Source organism: Streptomyces sp. NPDC050625 (genome assembly GCF_040654755.1).
Classification (GTDB): domain Bacteria; phylum Actinomycetota; class Actinomycetes; order Streptomycetales; family Streptomycetaceae; genus Streptomyces.
This window is the reverse complement of the sequence record NZ_JBFAIQ010000007.1, coordinates 402,114-422,685: the sequence shown is the minus strand read 5'-3', so window position 1 is coordinate 422,685 and position 20,572 is coordinate 402,114. Positions and strand designations below refer to the sequence as shown.

Below are 20,572 nucleotides of genomic sequence, written 5' to 3'. Positions count from 1 at the left end.
TCCGGCCACGCTGCCACCCGCCCACACCGTGATATTTCGTACGAGAGGACCCCTTCCCATGGCCGATGCCCCCACCGGCAAGGTGACCTTCGTCGGTGCCGGCCCCGGCGCCGCCGACCTGCTGACGTTCCGTGCCGCGCACGCCATCGCCGAGGCCGACGTCGTGATCTGGGCGGCCAGCCTGGTCCAGGCGGAGGTCCTTCAGCATGCGCGCGAGGACGCGGAGATCCTCGACTCGGCGGCCATGTCCCTGGAGGACGTCGTCGCCGTCTACCGGCGTGCCCGGGAGGAGGGGCTGCGTGTCGCCCGGATCCACTCCGGCGACCCGGCGCTGTGGGGCGGTACGCAGGAACAGCTCGACCGGTGCGCGGAGATCGGCATCGCCACGGAGATCGTGCCCGGCGTGTCCTCCTTCTCCGCCGTGGCCGCCCTCGCGCGGCGCGAGCTGACCATCCCCGAGGTCGCGCAGTCCGTCGTGCTCACCCGGCTGGGCGGCGGCAAGACGCCGATGCCGCCCGGCGAGGAGGTGCGTGAGTTCGCGCGCCACGGCACCACCATGGCGATCTTCCTGTCGGCGGCCCGCAGCGGCCAGCTGGTCCGGGAGCTGCTGGAGGGCGGCTACCCGACCGGTACTCCGGTGATCGTCGCCCACCAGGTGACCTGGCCGGAGGAGCTGGTCGTGCGGTGCACGATCGGCACGCTGGAGGAGACGGTCAAGGAGCACAAGCTCTGGAAGCACACCCTGTTCCTGGTCGGCCCGGCCCTGGACGCGCACGGCACCCGCTCGCACCTCTACCACCCCGGTCACTTCCACGGCCACCGCAAGGCCGACCCGCAGGCCCGCAAGGAGCTGCGCGAGCGGGGTGCGAGCACATGACAGCGCCGATCACCGTCGTCGGTACGGGGACGGGGGCGCCGGTTCCCGAGGACGTCCTCGCCGGGGCCGCGCTGGTCGTCGGCGGGCGGCGGCATCTGGACGCCGTACGGCTGCCCGAGGCGGCGGAGCGGATCGTCCTCGGGCCGCTGGCGCCCGCGTTGGACGCCGTCGAGCGGTATCTCGACAAGGGCGCCCGGGTCGTCGTGCTGGCCTCCGGGGATCCCGGGTTCTTCGGGATCGTGCGGGCGCTGGCGGAGCGGTTCGGGGCCGGGCGGCTCGATGTGCGGCCCGGTGTGTCGTCCGTGGCGACGGCCTTCGCACGGCTGGGGCTGCCCTGGGACGACGCGGTCGTGGTCAGTGCGCACGGGCGTGACCTGCGTACGGCCGTCAACGCGTGCCGGGCGCATCCCAAGGTCGCCGTGCTGACCGGGCCGGGTGCCGGTCCGGCCGAGCTGGGCGCCGCGGTGTCCGGCGACCGCGTCCTCGTCGTGGCCAGTGCGCTGGGCGATCCGCGGCGCGAGCGCGTGGAGCGGGTGACGCCCGCCGAGGCGGCCGCCCGGGACTGGGGTACGGCGGTCAGCGTGGTGCTGTGTCTGGACGAGTCGCGGGCGCCGGGCGCCGTGCGGACCGTCGCGGGCGGGCTCGACTGGCCCGCCGGATGGGCGCTGGACGAGGCCGAGTTCGCGCACCGCGACTCGATGATCACCAAGTTCGAGGTGCGGGCCCTGGCGCTGGCCAGGCTGGGGCCGCGCCTCGGCGACCTGGTCTGGGACGTCGGAGCGGGCTCCGGGTCCGTGGCCGTGGAGTGCGCGCGGCTCGGTGCCGCCGCCGTCGCCGTCGAGAAGACCGTGGACGGGGCCGGGCGCATCCGGGCGAATGCGGCGGCGCACGGTGTGGACGTGCGGGTGGTGCACGGGCAGGCGCCTGCCGCGCTGTCCGGACTCGACGATCCCGACGCCGTGTTCATCGGCGGCGGGGGCCGCGAACTGCCCGCCGTCGTGACCGCGTGCGCGCGGCGGGCCCGGCGCACGGTGGTGATCGCGATGGCCGCGCTCGACCGGGTGCCGGCCGCGCGTGAGGCGCTCACCGGCGCGGGGTTCTCCTGCGACGGCGTGCTGCTGCAGTCGTCGCGGCTCGCGCCGCTGCCGGGGGACGTGACCCGGCTCGCGGCCACCAATCCAGTGTTCCTGCTGTGGGGCGTCCGGCTTCCAGCACCTATCGAGGGAGTTGCTCGGTGATCGGCCTCATTTCCGCCACCGCGGCGGGCGCGGCGGCGCGGGACCGGCTGGCGGCCGCGTGGCCGGACCGGACGCGGGTGTACGAGGGTCCCGTCGGGGACGCCGTGCGGGCCGCGTTCGCTCAGTGCGAGCAGTTGGTGTGTTTCCTGGCCACCGGTGCGGTGGTCCGGCTCGTCGCGCCGCTGCTGGGTGACAAGGCGTCCGACCCGGGTGTGGTGTGCGTCGACGAGGGCGGGCGGTTCGCCGTGTCGCTGGTCGGCGGGCACGGCGGCGGCGCCAATGAACTCGCCCGTGAGGTGGGCGGGTTGCTCGGTGCCGAGCCCGTGGTGACGACCGCGACCGACTCCGCCGGGCTGCCGGGCCTCGACACCCTCGGGTTTCCCTTCGAGGGGGCGGTCGCGACCGTCTCGCGGGCCCTGCTGGACGGCGAGCCCGTCGCCCTGGAGGCCGAGGTGCCGTGGCCGTTGCCTCCGCTGCCGACGGCGACTCAGGGCGCGTACACGATCCGGCTGACCGACCGTGCCGTCGAACCCGGCGAGCACGAGGTGCTGTTGCGCCCGCCGTCCCTGGTGGTCGGCGTCGGCGCGTCCAGGGGCGCCGGCGTCGAGGAGGTGCTCGGGCTGATCGAGACGTCGTTGCGGGACGCCGGGCTCGTTGCCGGATCGCTCGCCGAACTCGCCACCGTCGACGCCAAGTCGGACGAACCCGGGATCGTCGCCGCCGCCGAGCGCCTCGGGGTGCCCCTGGTGACGTACTGCGCCGAGGAGTTGGCGGCGGTCGAGGTGCCCAACCCCTCCGACGCGCCGCTCTCCGCGGTCGGCACGCCTTCCGTGGCGGAGGCCGCCGCGCTGGTGCGCGGGGGTGAACTCCTCGTCCCCAAGCGGAAGTCGGTACGGGCGGACGGGCAGCCGGCGATGGCGACCTGTGCCGTCGTACGGCGGCCGGGGCGCGGGCGGCTCGCGGTGGTCGGGCTCGGTCCCGGTGCCCGCGATCTGCTCACCCCGCGTGCGCAGGCGGAACTGCGGCGCGCCTCCGTGCTCGTGGGCCTCGACCAGTACGTCGACCAGATCCGCGATCTGCTGCGGCCCGGCACCCGGATCCTGGAGTCGGGCCTCGGGGCCGAGGAGGAGCGGGCGCGCACGGCGGTCGCCGAGGCCCGCCGGGGCCATGCGGTCGCGCTGATCGGCAGCGGGGACGCGGGCGTGTACGCCATGGCCTCCCCGGCGCTCGCCGAGGCGTCCGACGACATCGACGTGGTCGGGGTGCCGGGCGTGACCGCGGCGCTCGCGGCCGGGGCGATCCTGGGCGCGCCGCTGGGCCACGACCATGTGTCGATCAGCCTCTCCGATCTGCACACGCCGTGGGAGGTCATCGAGCGGCGGGTGTGGGCCGCCGCGGCGGCGGACATCGTCGTGACGTTCTACAACCCGCGTTCCCGGGGCCGGGACTGGCAGTTGCCGAAGGCCCTCGCGATCCTCGCGGAGCACCGGGAGCCGACGACGCCGGTCGGTGTCGTGCGCAACGCCTCGCGGCCGGACGAGTCCAGCCGGCTGACGACGCTGGCCGCCCTGGACCCGGCGACGGTCGACATGATGACGGTCGTGACCGTGGGCAACACCGCGACCAGGGACATCGCGGGGCGCATGGTCACCCCGCGCGGCTACCGCTGGCAGGAAGGCTCCCCGGAGGAGGCCAAGTGAACCGTGTCGTTCATCCGATAGAGCAGGAGTCGTTCCGGCGGCTGCGCGCCCGCCTGGACACCTCGCACTTCGCGCCGCTGACCCGGGCGGTGGTGGAGCGGGTCGTCCACTCCGCCGCCGACCTGGAGTACGCGAGCGACCTCGTCATGGACGAGGGCGACCTGGAGAAGGCGCACTCCGCGCTGCACGCCGGGGCGCCCGTGGTGGTGGACGTGGAGATGGTCGCGGCCGGGATCACCCGGCGGGAGACCGTCTGCCGCCTCAAGGACGCGAAGTCCGGGCCGGGTCTCACCCGTTCGGCGCACGCGGTCCGGCTGGCGTACGAGGAGGTCGGGCCCGGCGCCCTGTGGGTGATCGGCTGTGCGCCGACCGCCCTGGAGGAGCTGCTCACCCTGGACGCCTCCCCCGCGCTCGTCATCGGCCTGCCCGTCGGCTTCGTCGGCGCCGCCGAGTCCAAGGCCGCGTTGCGCGAGAGCGGGCTGCCCGCTGTCAGCAACGTGTCCGAGAAGGGCGGTTCGGCGGTCGCCGCGGCCGCGCTCAACGCCCTTCTGTACCACCCGACTTCGAAGGAGAACGCGTGACCACCCCGCCGCCCGCCCTGCTCATCGCCGGCCATGGCACCCGGGACGACGCCGGGGCCGAGGCGTTCCGTGACTTCGTGCGCGAGCTGGGGCGCCGCCACCCCCAACTGCCCGTCGCGGGAGGCTTCATCGAGCTGTCCCCGCCGCCGCTGGGCGAGGCCGTGACCGAGCTGGTGGAGCGGGGCGTACGCCGGTTCGCCGCCGTTCCGCTGATGCTGGTGTCCGCCGGGCACGCCAAGGGCGACATCCCGGCCGCGCTGGCCCGCGAGAAGGAGCGCCACCCCGGGATCTCGTACACCTACGGCCGCCCGCTGGGCCCGCATCCGGCGCTGCTGAACGTGCTGGAGCGGCGCCTGGACGAGGCGCTGGGCGCCGGGCAGCGCGCCCCGCTGGACCGGGCCGAGGTGACCGTGCTGCTGGTCGGGCGTGGTTCGACGGACCCGGACGCCAACGCCGAGGTGCACAAGGCGGCCCGGCTGCTGTGGGAGGGGCGCGGGTACGCGGGCGTGGAGACGGCGTTCGTGTCGCTGGCGGCGCCGGACGTGCCGAGCGGCCTGGACCGGTGCGCGAGGCTGGGCGCGAAGCGGATCGTCGTGCTGCCGTACTTCCTGTTCACCGGCATCCTCCCGGACCGGGTGCGGCGGCAGACCGAGGACTGGGTGGCCGCGCATCCGGAGCTCGACGTGCGGTCGGCCGATGTCATCGGGCCCGAGCCGGAACTGCTCGACCTGGTGATGGAGCGGTACGAGGAGGCCGTCAAGGGCGAGCTGCGGATGAACTGCGACTCGTGCGTGTACCGCATCGCGCTGCCCGGGTTCGAGGACAAGGTGGGGCTGCCGCAGCAGCCGCACTTCCACCCGGACGACGACGGGCACCATCACCACGGGCACGGGCACCATCACCACGGCGGGCATGCCCATGCGCACTGAGGACACCCCCGGGCACGATCTGCGCCACCACGGTGACTCCGAGGTCCGCGACGACGGGTCGGCACTGGTCGACCTCGCCGTCAACGTCCGCGCCGACACGCCCCCGGCGTGGCTGCGGGAGCGGATCGCCGATTCGCTGACCGGTCTCGCGGCCTACCCGGACGGGCGGGCCGCGCGGGCGGCGGTGGCGGCACGGCACGGGGTTCCGGTGGAGCGGGTGCTGCTGACGGCGGGCGCGGCCGAGGCGTTCGTGCTGCTGGCGCGCGCTCTGAAGGTGCGTCTGCCGGTCGTCGTGCACCCGCAGTTCACGGAGCCGGAGGCGGCGCTGCGGGACGCGGGCCACACCGTGGAGCGGGTGCTGCTGCGGGCGGAGGACGGCTTCCGGCTGGATCCGGCGGCCGTGCCCGAGGACGCCGACCTGGTGGTGATCGGCAATCCGACGAATCCCACGTCGGTGCTGCACCCGGCGGCGGTAGTCGCGGAACTGGCCCGTCCCGGGCGGATCCTGGTGGTCGACGAGGCGTTCATGGACGCGGTGCCGGGTGAGCGCGAGGCGCTGGCCGGGCGGACGGACGTGCCCGGCCTGGTGGTGCTGCGCAGTCTGACGAAGACCTGGGGTCTGGCCGGGCTGCGGATCGGCTACGTGCTGGCGGCGCCGGAGACGATCGCGGAACTGGAGCGGGCCCAGCCGCTGTGGCCGGTGTCCACCCCCGCGCTGGCGGCGGCCCGGGCGTGTGTGGCGCCCCGGGCCCTGGCGGAGGCGGCCCACGCGGCCCATCGCATCGCGGCGGACCGGGCCCATCTCGTCGCGGGCCTGGAGGAGTTCGCCCCGGAAGGGCTGCGGGTGGTGACTCCCGCGGAGGGCCCCTTCGTCCTCGTACGGCTGCCACGGGCGGCCGCCGTGCGCGGGCATCTGCGCCACCTCGGCTATGCGGTACGGCGCGGGGACACCTTCCCGGGGCTGGACGAGGAGTGGCTACGGCTCGCGGTACGGGACCGGGGGACGGTGAACGGCTTCCTACAGGCCCTGGACAAGGCCGTGACCCTGGCCGGACGGTAAGGACGCCGGACGGCCGACCCGACCCGTCCGGCTCCCAGCGACCGGCCAGTCCAGCCTCCGCCCCCCAGCTCGACCGTCCGGCCTCCCACGACCGGCCCGCCCACCCTCCAACCACAGGCCGTCCGAGGACGAACTCACCCCGCCCGACCTCCAAACTCGACCGTCCAGCCTCCGACGACCAGCCCGACGACCGCCGACGACCGAGCAGCCCTGCCTCCGAGCCGCCTCGCCCCAGCTCCCCCCAGCTCGACCGTCCGGCCTCCCACGACCGGCCCGCCCACCCTCCAACCACAGGCCGTCCGACGACGAACTCACCCCGCCCGACCTCCAAACTCGACCGTCCAGCCCCCGACGACCAGCCCGACGACCGCCGACGACCGAGCAGCCCTGCCTCCGAGCTCGCCCCGCCCGAGTTCCCCCCAGCTCGACCGTCCGACCTCCGACGACCGGCCCGCCCACCCTCCAACCACCAGGCCGTCCGACGACGAACTCACCCCGCCCGACCTCCAAACTCGACCGTCCAGCCCCCGACGACCGAGCAGCCCTGCCTCCGAGCTCGCCCCGCCCGAGTTCCCCCCAGCTCGACCGTCCGACCTCCGACGACCGGCCCGCCCACCCTCCAACCACCAGGCCGTCCGACGACGAACTCACCCCGCCCGACCTCCAAACTCGACCGTCCAGCCCCCGACGACCAGCCCGACGACCGCCGACGACCGAGCAGTCCAGCCTCCGAGCTCGCCCCGCCCGACCTCCGAGTTCGACCGTCCAGCCTCCGGCGACCAGCCCGCCAGGCCTCCGACGACCAGGCCGTCCGACGACGAGTTCGCCTCACCCGGCCTCCGATGACCAGGCCGGGCAGGCCGCCGCGTTCAGCCCCGGCGGCGTCGGGCCAGCACCAGGGCTCCTCCGCCCGCCACGACCAGTGCGAGCGCGCCGCCGGCGATGTAGGGCGTGGTCGAGCTGCCGCCGGTCTCCGCGAGGTCCGCCTCGGCCGGGGCTCCCTGCGGTTTGACGTCGGCCGCCGGATCGGTGCTCGGCGCGGCGGACTTCGCCGGGTCGGCCGCGCTCTCGCAGGTCGCCCTGGCGAGGGTCAACGTTCCTTCCACCTCGGCCACGTTGAGCTTCAGTGGGTTGACGGAGACCTTCAGTTCGAGGGCGGTGGCGGCGGCCGTGCGGGAGGTGGTCTGCCGCTGAGAGAGGTCGAGACGCACCTCGCCGACCCCGGGCACCTTCACCTCCGTAGGGCCGCCGGCGGTGAGCGTCACGCGCTTGCCGAGCACCGTGACCGCGCCCAGCACGTTCGAGGACGCGACGGGCTGTCTGCCGGCCTCGCAGGTCGCCTGCGCGGTGACCGTCTCGACCTCGACGAGGGACAGCAGGGGCAGGCCGGGGACATGGAGCTTGGCGTGGGCGAGGCGGACGGAGCCCTCGGCGCGGCTCGCCGAGACCGTGGCCTTGGCCGCGGCGACGTCCGCGCCCAGCACGGCGAACGGCTTGCCGCCGGCCACACCGTCGAGCTCGGCGGTGAGCGCGGTCTTCGACGCGCTCCGCGGCGCTTGGACCTCGTTGAGCGAGACCGTGAGCGGGACGTTCACGGACTTGTTGAGCAGGGACACATCGAGCCCGGTGCGCAGGACGACGGCGCTCGCACGACCGTGGTCGGTGGTCGCGTGCGCGGCGCCCGCGCCGGCCAGCGCCGCGGGACCGGCGGCGAGGGCCGTGGCCGTCGCGACGGTCGCGAGTCGGCGTGCGGGCATGCGGAAGTGGTTGCCGTTCAAGGTGTGGGACCCCCAGACGAGACATGCTTGGGACCCGGTCAGAATTACGCACTGTGGGTGAACGGTCAGCAATCCTGCGTTACTTCACCCCATCGTGGACTTTCCGCGAATCCATTCGAATCCCACGGCACAGGCGTTCCCCCGCGCGCTACTCGATGACCCTCCCGTTGAGCACCACACGTCGCGGCGCCGCCAGCACCCGTACGTCCGCCCGCGGATCCGCCTCGTACACCACCAGGTCCGCCGGAGCCGCCTCCTCCAGGCCGGGCCGCCCGAGCCACTTCCGGGCGCCCCAGGCCGTGGCCGACAGGGCCTCGACCGGCGGGATCCCGGCGGTGACCAGTTCCGCCACCTCGCCCGCGACCAGACCGTGCGCCAGTGAGCCGCCGGCGTCCGTGCCGACGTACACCGGGATCCCGGCGTCGTACGCGCCGCGCACCGTGTCGTAGCGCCGCTCGTGCAGCCGTCGCATATGGGCCGACCAGCTCGGGTACCGGGACTCGCCGCCGGCGGCGAGCTGGGGGAAGGTGGCGATGTTGACGAGGGTCGGGACGATCGCGACACCGCGCTCGGCGAACAGCGGGATCAGGTCCTCCGTCAGGCCCGTGGCGTGTTCGATACAGTCGATGCCCGCCTCGACCAGGTCCCGCAGGGAACTCTCGGCGAAGCAGTGCGCGGTGACCCGGGCGCCGAGCCGGTGGGCCTCGGCGATGGCCGCCTCCACCGCCTCGCGGGGCCAGCAGGCCGACAGATCGCCGAGGTCGCGGTCGATCCAGTCGCCGACCAGCTTCACCCAGCCGTCGCCGCGCCGGGCCTCCTGGGCGACGTACGCGACCAGCTCGTCCGGCTCGATCTCGTGCGCGAAGTTCCTTATGTAGCGGCGGGTGCGGGCGATGTGCCGGCCGGCCCGGATGATCTTCGGGAGGTCCTCGCGGTCGTCGACCCAGCGGGTGTCGGAGGGCGAGCCCGCGTCGCGGATCAGCAGGGTGCCCGCCTCCCGGTCGGTCAGCGCCTGCTTCTCCGCGACGTCCGCGTCGACCGGGCCGTGTGCACCCAGGCCCACGTGGCAGTGCGCGTCGACGAGGCCGGGCAGCGCCCAGCCCTCGACGGTCCGGATGTCCTGGGCGCCGGCCGGGCGGTCGTAGGAGATCCGCCCGCCGACGACCCACAGCTCGTCACGGACCTCGTCGGGGCCGACGAGGATCCGCCCCTTCACGTGCAGTACCGCGTGATCGCTCATGTACCGCACCTTAGGACAGCTGCCCCTCGGACTTCCCCACCTGGTCCGGGGTCGCCTCCTCCACCTCGGCCATCGCGGGGTCGAGGAGGCGGGAAAGGAAATGACGGGTGCGCTCGTGCTGCGGGTTGCCGATGACCTGGGCGGGGGTGCCGTCCTCGACGATCACGCCGCCGTCCATGAAGACGACCCGGTCGGCGACCTCACGGGCGAAGGTCATCTCATGGGTGACGACCATCATCGTCATGCCCTCGTCGGCGAGCATGCGCATGACGGCGAGGACGTCGCCCACCAGCTCGGGGTCGAGCGCCGAGGTCGGCTCGTCGAACAGCATCACCTCGGGTCCCATCGCCAGCGAGCGGGCGATGGCGACGCGCTGCTGCTGGCCGCCGGAGAGGGAGGACGGATAGGCCTCCGCCTTCTCGGACAGGCCGACCCGCGCCAGGTTCTCGGCGGCGATCCGCGCGGCCGTCGCCTTGTCCCGCCGGAGCACCCGGCGCTGCGGCAGGGTGAGGTTCTCGGTCACCGACAGATGCGGGAACAGGTTGAACTGCTGGAACACCATGCCGATACGGCGGCGTACGGCGTCGATGTCGACGTCCGGGTCGGTGACCTCGGTGCCGCCGACGAAGACCTGGCCCTTGGTGGGTTCCTCCAGCAGGTTGACGCACCGCAGGAGCGTCGACTTGCCGGAGCCGGACGGGCCGATGACGCAGACGACCTCGCCCTGGGCGATCTCCAGGTCGATGCCCTTGAGCACCTGGTTGTCGCCGAAGGACTTGTGCAGGTCGCGGACCTGGATCTCAGCGGTGCCGGGACTGCTCACTTGACCGCCTCCTGGGCATTGGCCTCCAAGCGGCGCGCGACGAAGCCGAGCGGGATCGTGACGAGCAGATAGCACAGGCCCGCGACCAGGATCGGCGTGGAGTTGGCGGTCGTGCTTGCCAGGTCACGGCCGAACTTCGACAGTTCGCGCTCCTCCAGGGTCACACCGAGCAGCAGGACCAGGGAGGAGTCCTTGAAGAGCATGATGAACTCGTTGGTGAGCGGCGGGAGGATGATCCGGAACGCCTGCGGGATGATGATCGAGACCATCGCGCGGGCGGGTGAGAAGCCCAGCGAGCGGGCCGCCTCCATCTGGCCCTTGGGTACCGCCTGGATGCCGGCGCGGAAGGTCTCCGCCATGTAGGCGGCTCCGATCAGACCGAGTCCGAGGGCGGCCTTGCCGTAGGTGCCGCCCGGGATCTCCGTGCCGGGGAAGGCCAGCGGCACGGCCACACCGATGAAGACGAAGATCAGCAGCGCGGGAAGCCCGCGGAAGACCTCGATGAAGACGCTCGCGACCCAGCGGTACGGGCCCACGGACGACAGCCGCATCAGCGCGACGACCAGCCCGAGGGCCATGGCGCCCACGAAGCCGGACACCGTGTAGAGCACGGTGTTCTTCAGTGCCAGCGTGATGACGTCGGGGAACATCTGCCGGGCGATGTCCGGCTGGGCGAACTGGTTCTGCAGCCGCCCCCAGTCCGCCGTGACCGCGAGGGCGATCACGGCGGCGACGAAGACGGTGTACTGGACGCCACGCGACAGGCTGCGCTTCTGGCGCCGGGTCAGACCCTTCTTCTTCGGCTGGAGTGGTACGTCTGTGAAGGTCATGGGGTCAGGAGGCGGACGGCGAGGCGGAGGCGTTCGCGGACGCGGGGTACGGGCCGATCCACTTCTCGTACAGCTTCTGGTAGGTGCCGTCGGACTTGGCGTCCGTGAGCGCCTTGTCGATGGCGGCGAGGAGCTTGGTGTTGCCCTTCTTCACCGTGAAGCCGTACTGCTCACCGGTGTTGAGGTTGTCGACCACCTTGAAGGCGTCCGCGTTGGCCTTGTCCTTGAGCCAGCCCTGGACGACCGGGTAGTCGATGACGACCGCTTGGACCTGGCCGGTGCGCAGGCCGTTGAGGACCGCGTCGGAGGACTCGAAGGAGACCGGGTCGTAGCCCTTGCTCTTCGCGTAGTCCTCGCCGGTGGTCTGCGCCTGGGCGCCGAGCTTCTTGCCCTTGGCCTTGACGTCGGCGAGCGAGGTGATGCCGCTCTTCTTGTCGACGAGGACGGCCTGGGTGGCGTCGAAGTACGGGTCGGAGAAGTCGACGTTCTTCTTGCGCTCGGCTGTGATGGTCATGCCCGCGGCGGCGACGTCGCACTGGCCGGAGTTCAGGAAGGCGCCGGTCTTGAAGTTCTCGAACGGTGTGTCGAGGATCGTCTGCTTCACCCCGAGGTTCTTGGCGACGAGGTCGATCAGTGACACGTCGAAGCCCTGCACCTTGCCGTCGATCTCCGACTGGAAGGGCGGGTAGGGCAGGTGGGTGCAGGTGGTGAGCTGACCGGCCTTGGCGAGCTCGACCCCGCCGGCGGCCGTCTTCTTGGCGCCGCCGCCGTTGTCGCTCGACGAGCAGCCGGCCACGAGCACGAGCCCGACCGTCGCGGTGGTTGCGGCCAGGACGCGGGCCCGGCGCCCGAGGAGCGTGTTCACGAGGGGGGACCTCCTGTGAGGGAACTTTGAGTTCCGGTTGCGAGAGTTCCGATTATAAGGAGATGTTTGGGTCTCTGAAACCAAACCCATGGCAGCGGGGCCGCACGGCCTGCGAAGTCCACGGTCGGAGGGCGTGAGGTCCCGCCGGTTACGCTCGTCTGCGTCCACCCCTCGTGAGCGAAGAGAGCACCGCCGTGACCCACGCCTACCTCGATCTGCCCCCGCTGAGCGCCGCGCGCTTCGCCTCGATCGAGGACCGGGTGGCCCGGCTGCTGGGCACCCGGCAGGACGTGGTGATCATGCAGGGTGAGGCGCTGCTGCCCCTGGAGGGCGCGATCCGTGCGGCGGCGGGACCGGGCACGACGGCACTGAACGTGATCACCGGGCCGTACGGCCAGACCTTCGGGAACTGGCTGCGGGACTGCGGTGCCGAGGTGATCGATCTTGCGGTGCCGTTCCACACGGCGGTCACCGCCGCACAGATCCGCGAGGCCCTCGCCGAGCACCCGGAGATCGACTTCGTGTCTCTGGTGCACGCGGAGGCGGCGACCGGCAACACCAACCCGGTCGCGGAGATCGGCGAGGTGGTGCGGGCGCACGGCGCGCTGTTCTATCTGGACGCCGTCGCCTCGGTCGGCGCGGAGCCGGTGCTGCCGGACGCGTGGGGCGTGGACCTGTGCGTGATCGGGGCGCAGAAGGCGATGGGCGGGCCGGCGGGTGTGTCGGCGGTGTCGGTGAGCGAGCGGGCGTGGACGCGGATGGCGGCGAACCCGTACGCGCCCCGCCGTTCCTACCTCTCCCTCCTCGACTGGAAGGAGCGGTGGATCGACGGCGGCCGCAAGGCGCTGCTGCACGCCCCCGCCCAGCTGGAGATGCTGGCGCTGGAGGCGTGCGTCGAGCGGATCGAGACGGAGGGGCTGGACGCGGTGATGGCCCGCCACGCGTCCGCCGCGGCGGCGACGCGAGCGGGCGCGGTGGCCCTGGACGGAGGCCTGGAGCCGTACGTCCACGAGGCCGAGGACGCCGCACCGGTCGCCACGACGCTCCGCGTACCGCCGGGCACGGTGGCGTCGGAACTGGTGTCCCGGGCCCTGGAGTCCGACCCCACCCTCCCGCTGGCAGCGGGCGGCGGAGCCCTGGCCAAGGAGATGATCAGGGTCAACCACTACGGAGCGGACGCGACCCCGGAGGCGGTACGGAACTGTCTGACGGCACTGGGCAAGGCGCTCGCCGAGAAGGGCCTGAACGTGAACCTCGACGGAGTTGCCGGAGCCTGAATTCACGGCAATTTCTGAATCCTTTTTTCATCGATAGCTTTCCCGAGTTCTTCTGCCCGCTTTTTGCGGAGCTAAACAGGGGGAATTTCATCCTGGTTTCAACCCTGTGACACACTCCACATAGGCAGTACATTTGTCCCGTTTTGCGCGGTGCAAATCGCCATATTTAGCAGGTCGATGTCACCCCGGCCACACCCCCACTCCGTGCATTTTTGAATTTGCCTCGCTAAATTCAAGCCGCATGACTGCCGCTCAAGCAGACCTGCTCATCGACCGACCGGAGGTGACGGACGGGGGTTCCCTCTGGCGTATCGCCAAGGACTCCGGGACCCTCGACCTGAACTCCTCGTACAGCTATCTGCTGTGGTGCCGCGACTTCGCCGGCACATCGGCGGTGGCGCGCGGGGCGGACGGGAAGCCCGTCGGATTCGTCACCGGCTACGTACGGCCGGAGCGCCCCCACACCCTGCTCGTCTGGCAGGTGGCGGTCGACGCGGCCCACCGGGGGCGCGGCATCGCCGCCGCACTGCTCGACGGACTGACCGCGCGAATCGGCGCCGAACGCCCGATCACCTCCGTCGAGACGACCATCACCCCCGGCAACACCGCCTCCGAGCGCCTGTTCACCTCGTACGCCGACCGGCACGGCGCCCGTGTCACCCGCGAGGTGCTGTTCGACGAGGGCCTGTTCCCCGACGGCGCCCACGAGCCCGAGATCCTGTATCGCATCGGGCCGTTGACCCCCCACACATCGCACTGAGGAGCGATCAACCGTGACCATCACCCAGCCCGACCTCAGCGTCTTCGAGACCCTCGAGTCCGAGGTGCGCAGCTACTGCCGCGGCTGGCCCACCGTCTTCGACCGTGCGCAGGGCAGCCTGATGTACGACGAGGACGGACACCGGTACCTCGACTTCTTCGCCGGGGCGGGCTCGCTCAACTACGGCCACAACAACGCCGTCCTGAAACGGGCGTTGATCGACTACCTCATGCGCGACGGGATCACCCACGGGCTCGACATGTCCACCACGGCCAAGCGGTCCTTCCTGCAGACCTTCCAGGACCTGGTGCTGCGGCCGCGCGATCTGCCGTACAAGGTCATGTTCCCGGGGCCGACCGGCACCAACGCCGTGGAGTCCGCGCTGAAGCTGGCCCGGAAGGTGAAGGGCCGCGAGGCGATCGTGTCGTTCACCAACGCCTTCCACGGCATGTCCCTCGGTTCGCTCGCCGTGACCGGCAACGCCTTCAAGCGGGCCGGCGCCGGCATACCGCTGGTGCACGGGACGCCCATGCCGTTCGACAACTACTTCGACGGCAAGGTCCCCGACTTCCTGTGGTTCGAGCGGCTGCTGGAGGACCAGGGGTCCGGGCTCAACAAGCCGGCAGCCGTGATCGTGGAGACCGTCCAGGGCGAGGGCGGCATCAACGTCGCGCGTCCGGAGTGGCTGCGCGCCCTGGCCGAGCTGTGCGAGCGCCAGGACATGCTGCTGATCGTCGACGACATCCAGATGGGATGCGGCCGCACCGGTGCCTTCTTCTCCTTCGAGGAGGCCGGGATCGTGCCCGACATCGTCACCGTGTCGAAGTCCATCAGCGGCTACGGACTGCCCATGTCGCTCTGCCTGTTCAGGCCCGAGCTGGACATCTGGGAGCCGGGCGAGCACAACGGCACCTTCCGCGGCAACAACCCCGCGTTCGTCACCGCCACCGCGGCCCTGGAGACCTACTGGACCGACGGGTCCGCCATGGAGAAGCAGACCCGGGCCCGCGGCGAGCAGGTCGAGCAGGCGCTCGTCTCCATCACCGAGGAGAACCTCGCCGACGTGAAGGAGTACCGGGGCCGGGGGCTCGTGTGGGGCATGGAGTTCCACGACAAGGCGCGCGCCGACCGGGTCGCGCGGCGCGCCTTCGAACTCGGGCTGCTCATCGAGACGTCCGGCCCGGAGGGCGAGGTCGTCAAGCTGCTGCCCGCCCTCACCGTCACCCCCGAGGAACTGGACGAGGGACTGAGCGTCCTCGCCCGGGCCGTACGCGAAACCATCTAACAAGGAGGCTGTGCACCACCGTGATCGTCCGTTCGTTCAAGGACTTCGAAGGCACCGACCGGCATGTGAGGTCGGCGTCCGGCACCTGGGAGAGCAAGCGCATCGTCCTCGCCAAGGAGCGGGTCGGCTTCTCCCTCCACGAGACCGTTCTGTACGCGGGGACGGAGACGTCGATGTGGTACGCGAACCACATCGAGGCCGTCGTGTGTGTCGAGGGCGCGGCCGAGCTCACCGACCACGAGACCGGGAGGACGTACTCCATCACTCCCGGGACCATGTACCTCCTCGACGGGCACGAGCGGCACACGCTCCGCGTCCAGGAGGACTTCCGCTGCATCTGCGTGTTCAACCCGCCCGTGACGGGACGGGAGGACCACGACGAGAACGGCGTCTACCCCCTTCTCACCGAGCCCGAGGAGGTGTGAGGACCATGACCGTCACCGATCTCTATCCCAGCCGCGGCGCCACCGAGGTGTCCGTGCCGCGCCAGGACCCGGTCGTCTGGGGCGCCCCCGACACCCCCGGCCCGATCGCGACCGCCGACCTGCAGGCGTACGAGCGCGACGGCTTCCTCCCGATCGACCAGCTGATCACCGACGACGAGGTCGCCGTCTACCGTCGGGAGCTGGAGCGGCTCGTCGACGACCCGGCGATCCGCGCCGACGAACGCTCCATCGTCGAACCGAAGTCGAAGGAGATCCGCTCCGTCTTCGAGGTGCACCGGATCAGTGAGGTGTTCGCCTCGCTCGTCCGGGACGAGCGGGTCGTCGGGCGGGCCCGGCAGATCCTGGGCTCGGACGTGTACGTCCACCAGTCCCGGATCAACGTCAAGCCCGGGTTCGGGGCCAGCGGGTTCTACTGGCACTCGGACTTCGAGACCTGGCACGCCGAGGACGGTCTGCCGAACATGCGGACGGTGTCCGTGTCGATCGCGCTGACCGAGAACCTCGACACCAACGGCGGGCTCATGATCATGCCGGGCTCGCACCGGACGTTCCTCGGGTGCGCGGGAGCCACGCCCGAGGACAACTACAAGAAGTCGCTGCAGATGCAGGACGCGGGCACGCCGTCCGACGAGGCGCTGACCGCCATGGCGGGCGAGTACGGCATCCGGCTCTTCACCGGCCGGGCCGGCTCCGCGACCTGGTTCGACTGCAACTGCATGCACGGGTCCGGCGACAACATCACGCCGTTCCCGCGCAGCAACGTCTTCATCGTGTTCAACAGCGTGGAGAACGCGGCGGTCGAGCCGTTCGCGGCTCCGGTACGGCGGCCGGAGTACATCGGGGCGCGGGACTTCACCCCGGTGCGCTGAGCTGCCGCACCCGGCCGCAGCCAGGCCGGCGAGGGTCAGCCCGACAGGACGTCCAGCAGGCGGTCGACGTCGGCAGACGTGTTGTACAGGTGGAACGAGGCGCGCAGGTTGCCCGCGCGGTTGGAGAGCTCGATGCCGGCGCGACTCAGCTCCGGCTGGCGCTCCCCGAGCCCGGGCACCGAGACGATCGCCGAGCCGGGGGCGGGCACGGGCACGTGGCCGAGGGTCGCGAGTCCGGCCCGGAACCGGTCGGCGAGGGCCACGTCGTGGGCGTGGACGGCGGCCACGCCGAGTTCCTCGATCAGGTCGAGCGAGCGACGCAGACCCGCGAAGGTGAACAGGGCGTGGCTGAGGTCGAAGCGCCGGGCGGAGTGGGCGAGTTCGGCGACCGGGCCGTAGCAGCTGTCCCAGGGGTTCTCGCCCGCGACCCAGCCCGCGAGCACCGGGCTCAGCCCGCCGAAGTCCTCGGGGACCACGAGGAAGGCCGTGCCGTGCGGGCCGAGCAGCCACTTGAAGGAGACGGCGGCGGTGAAGTCGTAGGCGTCCGCGTCCATCGGGAGCCAGCCGGCGGCCTGGGAGTGGTCGACATAGGTGCGCGCCCCGTGCTCGCGGGCGGCCTCGCGCAGGGCGGGCAGGTCGGCGATGCGTCCGTCGGCCGACTGGGCCGCGCTGACCGCGACCAGCGCGGTGCCCGGGCGGACGGACTCGGCGATGCGCTCCAGCGGCACCGTGCGGACCTTGAGGTCGCCGCGGACGTGGAACGGGTTCAGGACGGAGGTGAAGTCGTCCTCGGCGGTGAGGACTTCGGCGCCGGCGGGCAGCGAGGCGGCGATCACCCCGCTGTGCGCGGCGACCGAGGCGCCCACCGCGACCCGGGTCATCGGGACTCCGGCGAGCCGGGCGTAGGCGGCCCGGCAGGCCTCCACGTCCTCGAACAGCGGGGTCAGCGGACGGCCCTCGGCCCGCAGCAGCGCCGCCTCGTGCAGGGCGGCGACGGTACGGGCCGGCAGCAGGCTGTTGCTCGCGGTGTTGAGGTAGGTGCTCTTCGGGGCGAACTCGGCGCGGACGAGGCTCTCGAACGTCTCCGTGGTCTCCATGGATCCACTCTGCGGCCGCTGAATTCATAAGTCCATTGCGAATCCATACGTGGATCCACTTAGGAACACTTATATGTCCGCGCCGACCTGCCGTTTTCAGTGCTGGGGCACCGCGCACCCGTCCGGCCCGCAGGCCTCGGCGCCGCCCTCGTCGATGAGCTTCAGCGGAGAACGCGCGCCCCACGCCTGGCTGAGCGCCTGCGTGAACACCTCGGCGGGCTGGGCCCCCGAGACCCCGTACTTCCGGTCGAGGACGAAGAACGGCACGCCGTTCGCACCGAGCTGGGCTGCCTCGCGCTCGTCGGCACGGACCTCGTCAGCGTACGCGGCCGGGTCGGCGAGCACCGTGCGGGCGGCGTCGGCGTCCAGGCCCGCCTCCACGGCGAGCGCCACGAGCCGCTCGTCGCCCTCGCTGAAGACGGAGCGCTCCTCGGCGAAGTTCGCCCGGTACAGGATCTGGATCAGCTCGTCCTGCTTGCCCTGCTCCTTGGCGAAGTGCAGCAGGCGGTGCATGTCGAAGGTGTTGCCGTGGTCGCGGTCCCGGGTGCGGTAGTCCAGGCCCTCGGCGGCGGCCTGCGCGCCCAGGTTGTCCTCGCCGGCCTGGGCCTGCGCCTCGCTCATGCCGTACTTCTTGGCGAGCATCCTCAGCACCGGCTGGACGTCACCCTTGGCGCGGCCCGGGTCCAGCTCGAAGGACCGGTGCACCACCTCGACCTCGTCGCGGTGCGGGAAGGCCGCCAGCGCCTTCTCGAAGCGGGCCTTGCCCACGTAGCACCAGGGGCAGGCGATGTCGCTCCAGATCTCGACGCGCATGTCTTCGGCTCTCTCCAGGTCGTACGGGCGCGGAGGCTCTCTCCGCCCGGTACATGAACGTTCAAGAAGAGAGGTTCATTCCCCGGTCACGGAGAACCGCAGGAAGAGGTGGTGATCCCCCTCGGCGGGCGGGTTGTCCGGGTCCGGGACCCAGCCCTGGCGGGCGTAGAAGGCCTGGGCGCGGGCGTTGTCCACGTGCACGTCGAGCACGGCGGTCCGCTTGCCGTCGGCGCGCCACTCCTCCACGCACGCCCGGTGCAGGGCCGTGCCGAGGCCGGAGCGCCAGTGGTCGGGGTCGATGTGGAACTGGAACAGCTTGACCGTCTCCGCGGGGGCGCCCTCCGGGGTGCGGAAGGAGGCGATGCCGACGATGGCGCCGTGCGCGACGGCGCACAGCACATGGCCGTCCGGGCGCTCGATGGAGTTCTGCCAGGCGGTACTCCAGTCCGTGTCGGACTGCGGGACGCCGTCCGGGTAGTACGTCGAGCGGGCCCGGAAGTGCAGGTCGGCGATGACCTGGGCCTCGGCGCGCACGGCGGTCCTGATCACCAGGGATTCGACGGTCCGATGCTCTCTGATCATGCAGCGGTAGACGTGTCGGGAGGCGGTCCGGTTCCGCCGGGGCTCAGCTTCCGTCGCGCAGGTCGTCGGGCCAGCCGGGCCTGAACTCGATGTGGTCGTACGTCACCACGCACCCCTCGCCCAGCGGCGACTGTGTCATGAAGCCGACCAGCGCCGCGTCCGTCTCCTTCTCCCCGCCCAGTGTGAAGAGCCGGACGAAGGTCCAGCGCACGCCGTCGCGGGAGGCGTGGAAGGCGAAGGCACGGCCCGTGCGGCTGATCCGCAGCCAGACCGAACTGCCGTCCACGGAGAAGGCGTTGGCGTCGTCGGAGTGCCCTCGGGTGACGACCGTGCAGACGGTGGGCACGTCCGGGGAGTACTCCAGGCAGAGCTTGGCCCAGGCCCGGTCGCCCACGTGGACGTAGAGCACACCCGCGTCGAACGCGGCGCCGAACCCGACGGTGACCCTGGCGATCAGCTGGAACTCCCCCTCCGGCGCCCCGAGCAGCCGGGGCGCGTCGGAGGCGGGGTCCAGCCCCTCGTCGGTGGGCGGCACGAACCGGTCCTGCCGGGGCCCTGCCCAGCCGCTGAGGATGCCGTCCTCATAGGACCAGTGCCCGTCGGGGCCGTAAGTACGGAGGAGGAAGGGAAGTTCGGGAAGTTCCAGGTCCATGGCCAGAGTCTCTCAGCTTCCGATCTCCGTCACCGACCCCTGTACAGGTTCGGTGTTCCATCTGGTCGTTGAAGCGCCGAAGCCGACGCACTCCGAGGCCGAAGCCGATGTCACCGCCGGGCACGGGCCGCCGTGCCGCCGGGCGGGTGCCACCGCGACACCCGTCGGCTGGCCACTCACCAGAGCCCGCCCGGCCGTCGGCGCCGACTCCGCAAGGATCTCCGCACCACGACCCTCGCGCCCCGACCCCTCGCACACACGACACCGCAACCGGTGCCCGACGGCCGTACCACCAACGGACGTCGAGACGGACGTCGTCGCGGGGCACGGGCCGCCAAGCTGCCGGGCCGACACAACCGCGACACCCGTCGCCCAGCCCCTCACCGGAGCCCGCCCAGCCGGCGGCGCCGACTCCGCAAGGATCTCCGCACCACGACCCTCGCGCCCCGACCCCTCGCACATACGACACCGCAACCGGCGCCCGACGGCCGTACCACCAACGGACGTCGAGACGGACGTCGTCGCGGGGCACGGGCCGCCATGCTGCCGGCCGACACAACCGCAACACCCGTCGCCCAGCCGCTCACCAGAGCCCGCCCGGCCGGCCGCGCCGACTCCGCAAGGATCTCCGCACCACGACCCTCGCGCCCCGACCCCTCGCACACACGACACCGCAACCGGCGCCCGACGGCCGTACCACCAACGGACGTCGAGACGGACGTCGTCGCGGGGCACGGGCCGCCATGCTGCCGGCCGACACAACCGCAACACCCGCCGGCCAGCCGCTCACCAGAGCCCACCCAGCCAGCCGCGCCCGCTCCGCCAGCATCTCCGCGCCACAACCCTCGCGCCCCGACACCTCCCACACGA

Annotated in this window: 20 protein-coding genes and 2 pseudogenes; 11 read left to right on the top strand and 11 right to left on the bottom strand. The window is 71.9% G+C overall.

The features are described 5' to 3' along the window. Window positions 1-58: 58 nt before the first annotated feature. The 6 genes from cobM to cobC are packed head-to-tail and all read left to right on the top strand — an operon-like array spanning window position 59 to window position 6,385. A complete protein-coding gene (gene cobM, locus AB0I54_RS19965) occupies window positions 59-877 on the top strand; it encodes a precorrin-4 C(11)-methyltransferase (RefSeq protein WP_363297339.1) in 819 nt (272 codons plus the stop codon). Continuing rightward, window positions 874-2,115 (top strand): precorrin-6y C5,15-methyltransferase (decarboxylating) subunit CbiE, encoded by a 1,242-nt coding sequence (gene cbiE, locus AB0I54_RS19960; RefSeq protein WP_363297338.1) that lies wholly within the window; start codon window positions 874-876, stop codon window positions 2,113-2,115. Before cobM ends, cbiE begins: the two co-directional genes overlap by 4 nt. Then, on the top strand, window positions 2,112-3,815 hold the full coding sequence (gene cobJ, locus AB0I54_RS19955; protein ID WP_363297337.1) for a precorrin-3B C(17)-methyltransferase: 1,704 nt from the start codon (window positions 2,112-2,114) through the stop codon (window positions 3,813-3,815). Before cbiE ends, cobJ begins: the two co-directional genes overlap by 4 nt. Beyond that, a complete protein-coding gene (locus AB0I54_RS19950) occupies window positions 3,812-4,396 on the top strand; it encodes a precorrin-8X methylmutase (protein ID WP_363297336.1) in 585 nt (194 codons plus the stop codon). The genes cobJ and AB0I54_RS19950 overlap by 4 nt, the downstream gene beginning before the upstream one ends. After that, a complete protein-coding gene (locus AB0I54_RS19945) occupies window positions 4,393-5,325 on the top strand; it encodes a sirohydrochlorin chelatase (protein ID WP_363297334.1) in 933 nt (310 codons plus the stop codon). The genes AB0I54_RS19950 and AB0I54_RS19945 overlap by 4 nt, the downstream gene beginning before the upstream one ends. Continuing rightward, window positions 5,315-6,385 (top strand): Rv2231c family pyridoxal phosphate-dependent protein CobC, encoded by a 1,071-nt coding sequence (gene cobC, locus AB0I54_RS19940; RefSeq protein ID WP_363297443.1) that lies wholly within the window; start codon window positions 5,315-5,317, stop codon window positions 6,383-6,385. The genes AB0I54_RS19945 and cobC overlap by 11 nt, the downstream gene beginning before the upstream one ends. A gap of 869 nt (window positions 6,386-7,254) precedes the next feature. On the opposite strand, the gene AB0I54_RS19935 is transcribed toward cobC, so the two are convergent. From AB0I54_RS19935 to AB0I54_RS19915, 5 genes are all read right to left on the bottom strand, one after another. Next, on the bottom strand, window positions 7,255-8,163 hold the full coding sequence (locus AB0I54_RS19935; RefSeq protein ID WP_363297333.1) for an SCO1860 family LAETG-anchored protein: 909 nt from the start codon (window positions 8,161-8,163) through the stop codon (window positions 7,255-7,257). Between the two features lie 148 nt (window positions 8,164-8,311). Then, window positions 8,312-9,403 (bottom strand): amidohydrolase family protein, encoded by a 1,092-nt coding sequence (locus tag AB0I54_RS19930; protein WP_363297332.1) that lies wholly within the window; start codon window positions 9,401-9,403, stop codon window positions 8,312-8,314. Window positions 9,404-9,413: 10 nt separating this feature from the next. Then, window positions 9,414-10,226, bottom strand: coding sequence for an amino acid ABC transporter ATP-binding protein (locus tag AB0I54_RS19925; RefSeq protein ID WP_363297331.1), 813 nt, complete (start codon window positions 10,224-10,226; stop codon window positions 9,414-9,416). After that, window positions 10,223-11,056, bottom strand: a complete 834-nt coding sequence (locus AB0I54_RS19920) for an amino acid ABC transporter permease (RefSeq protein WP_363297330.1) — start codon at window positions 11,054-11,056, stop codon at window positions 10,223-10,225. Before AB0I54_RS19920 ends, AB0I54_RS19925 begins: the two co-directional genes overlap by 4 nt. Window positions 11,057-11,060: 4 nt before the next feature. After that, window positions 11,061-11,921, bottom strand: a complete 861-nt coding sequence (locus AB0I54_RS19915) for a transporter substrate-binding domain-containing protein (protein WP_363297328.1) — start codon at window positions 11,919-11,921, stop codon at window positions 11,061-11,063. Window positions 11,922-12,115: 194 nt separating this feature from the next. Between AB0I54_RS19915 and AB0I54_RS19910 the strand changes: the two genes are divergently transcribed. From AB0I54_RS19910 to thpD, 5 genes are all read left to right on the top strand, one after another. Then, window positions 12,116-13,198 carry an aminotransferase class V-fold PLP-dependent enzyme gene (locus AB0I54_RS19910; RefSeq protein ID WP_363297442.1) on the top strand — a complete coding sequence of 361 codons (1,083 nt, stop codon included), beginning with the start codon at window positions 12,116-12,118 and terminating at the stop codon, window positions 13,196-13,198. A 241-nt stretch (window positions 13,199-13,439) separates the two neighbouring features. Further along, window positions 13,440-13,958: a diaminobutyrate acetyltransferase gene (gene ectA, locus AB0I54_RS19905; protein WP_363297327.1), complete on the top strand. Its 519-nt coding sequence runs from the start codon at window positions 13,440-13,442 to the stop codon at window positions 13,956-13,958. Between the two features lie 13 nt (window positions 13,959-13,971). Then, on the top strand, window positions 13,972-15,243 hold the full coding sequence (gene ectB / locus AB0I54_RS19900) for a diaminobutyrate--2-oxoglutarate transaminase (protein WP_363297326.1): 1,272 nt from the start codon (window positions 13,972-13,974) through the stop codon (window positions 15,241-15,243). Between the two features lie 20 nt (window positions 15,244-15,263). After that, on the top strand, window positions 15,264-15,668 hold the full coding sequence (locus AB0I54_RS19895) for an ectoine synthase (RefSeq protein ID WP_363297324.1): 405 nt from the start codon (window positions 15,264-15,266) through the stop codon (window positions 15,666-15,668). Window positions 15,669-15,673: 5 nt separating this feature from the next. Continuing rightward, the gene (thpD, locus tag AB0I54_RS19890; protein ID WP_363297323.1) at window positions 15,674-16,558 is read left to right on the top strand and encodes an ectoine hydroxylase; all 885 of its coding nucleotides are present in this window, start codon (window positions 15,674-15,676) and stop codon (window positions 16,556-16,558) included. Window positions 16,559-16,593: 35 nt separating this feature from the next. Here the strand turns inward: thpD and AB0I54_RS19885 are convergent, their stop codons facing one another. The 6 genes and pseudogenes from AB0I54_RS19885 to AB0I54_RS19860 form a co-directional block, all read right to left on the bottom strand. Then, window positions 16,594-17,655: an aminotransferase class V-fold PLP-dependent enzyme gene (locus AB0I54_RS19885; RefSeq protein ID WP_363297322.1), complete on the bottom strand. Its 1,062-nt coding sequence runs from the start codon at window positions 17,653-17,655 to the stop codon at window positions 16,594-16,596. A gap of 96 nt (window positions 17,656-17,751) precedes the next feature. Further along, entirely contained in the window at window positions 17,752-18,468 is a 717-nt protein-coding gene (locus AB0I54_RS19880) for a DsbA family oxidoreductase (protein WP_363297321.1), read from the bottom strand. Between the two features lie 75 nt (window positions 18,469-18,543). Next, window positions 18,544-19,050 (bottom strand): GNAT family N-acetyltransferase, encoded by a 507-nt coding sequence (locus AB0I54_RS19875; RefSeq protein WP_363297320.1) that lies wholly within the window; start codon window positions 19,048-19,050, stop codon window positions 18,544-18,546. A 43-nt stretch (window positions 19,051-19,093) separates the two neighbouring features. Then, entirely contained in the window at window positions 19,094-19,702 is a 609-nt protein-coding gene (locus AB0I54_RS19870; RefSeq protein WP_363297319.1) for a DUF1349 domain-containing protein, read from the bottom strand. 93 nt (window positions 19,703-19,795) lie between these two features. Continuing rightward, window positions 19,796-20,143, bottom strand: a pseudogene (locus AB0I54_RS19865) (hypothetical protein); the annotation flags it as partial. A gap of 116 nt (window positions 20,144-20,259) precedes the next feature. Next, a pseudogene (locus tag AB0I54_RS19860) lies at window positions 20,260-20,549 on the bottom strand (hypothetical protein); the annotation flags it as partial. Window positions 20,550-20,572: the final 23 nt, after the last annotated feature.